Genomic DNA, 1,515 nt, shown 5'->3' with positions numbered 1-1,515 from the left:
CAAGGGCCTGCTCGACGCCTGCCAGGCGCAGGGCACGCGGCTGCTGTACGCCTCGTCGGCCGCCACCTACGGGGATGTCCGGGCATTTCGCGAATCCCCCGAGTGCGAGCGGCCGCTCAACATCTACGGATACTCGAAGCTTCTGTTCGACAACGTCGTGCGGCGCATGCTGCCCACGGCACGCCATCAAGTGGCGGGCTTCCGCTATTTCAACGTCTACGGACCGCGCGAGCAGCACAAGGGACGCATGGCCTCGGTGGCCTGCCACCACTTCGGCGAGATCCGTGAGCGCGGCAAGGTGAAGCTGTTCGGAGAGTACGGCGGCTACGGCCCGGGCGAGCAGACGCGCGACTTCGTGTATGTCGAGGACGTGGTCGCCGTGAATCTGTGGTTCCTGCGCCATGGAGAGCGCAGCGGCGTCTTCAACGTCGGCTCGGGCCGGGCTCAACCGTTCAACGACGTGGCTCACGCGACCCTCAACGCGGTGCGCGCGCAGCGCGGCGAGGCGCCGCTTGCGCTGGCGGAGCAGATCCGCAGCGGTTTGATCGAGTACATCCCGTTCCCCGAGGCGCTCGTCGGCAAGTACCAGTGCCGTACCGAGGCCGACCTCACTGCGTTGCGCGCCACGGGCTGTGATGTAGCGTTCACCGACGTCGAGACCGGCGTGCGCCGTTATGGCGAGTGGCTTGCGGGGCGGTGACGTCGGGGGCTCTTGTGGTGGGGTCCGTGAGGGTCTGATCGTCGCGCGTGATATCAGTCCGGCCGGCTTCCCCTAAATCTTACGGACGAGCGTGGTTTTGCCCGCCCGTCGTGGCTCCACGATCAGGACCGCCGGGGTATCCGAAAGGGGTTCTCCCACCCGCCGCTCCACGGGCCAGTCGAACATGCTTTCTCCGAACCTCGGCCATTCGGGATTATGGGTGCCGGCTGATTGGGAGACGGCGATCCACTGTCCGGAAAGATTGAGAGGAGCAGGCCTTCTACTGCGGCGGAGCCCACGATCTCGGCCGACCCGTTCTGCAGGGCTGGCCGCGTGCAAGGAGCGACGTGCTGGTCGTCATCGCGCACGCCTGCAAGGACGTGGCGGAGCTCTCGCTACCGGCGCCGTGATAGGGAGGGCGATGACATCGTCAGGACGGACGTCGACCTGCAGCGTCATGACTGGTGTCTTCAAATGACCTGCCGACCGCGTGAAACTACTGCGGCGCACGAACAACATCACGTCCGTAACTTATTGAGCCCTGAGGGAAAATCTGGCATTCTGAGCATCGCCGCACTCATATTGCAGCCCCCGTGTGACACCCCCTCGGTGCTGCAGACGGGTCATCGACGGCTGGTCTGTAAATTCTGACGATTAGTCATATTTGGGACACGCGAATCGGCTGGGGGCAATTCCAGGTGCATCTTTTGTAGCCTTATTATAAATTTGGGATAATGGCTTGCTGGAACGGCATCTAGAGTTTTGGAACGAGGACGACTGGAACAAAGTCACGTCGCGGTGGCCTGAGGCCGTGA

General features: G+C 63.4%; 1 protein-coding gene and 1 pseudogene. One reads left to right on the top strand and one right to left on the bottom strand.

The features are described 5' to 3' along the window. Nucleotides 1-700 (top strand): ADP-glyceromanno-heptose 6-epimerase (gene rfaD, locus M6444_RS09265; RefSeq protein WP_298325953.1); only part of this gene is annotated, 700 nt, incomplete at its 5' end. 31 nt (nucleotides 701-731) lie between these two features. Here the strand turns inward: rfaD and M6444_RS22950 are convergent. Then, nucleotides 732-886, bottom strand: a pseudogene (locus tag M6444_RS22950) (AAA family ATPase); the annotation flags it as partial. Between the last annotated feature and the right edge of the window lie 629 nt (nucleotides 887-1,515).

Origin of the sequence: Haloactinopolyspora sp. (assembly GCF_027324685.1) — a bacterium.
In the GTDB taxonomy this organism is placed as follows: domain Bacteria; phylum Actinomycetota; class Actinomycetes; order Jiangellales; family Jiangellaceae; genus Haloactinopolyspora.
This window is presented reverse-complemented; position numbering and strand designations above follow the sequence as displayed.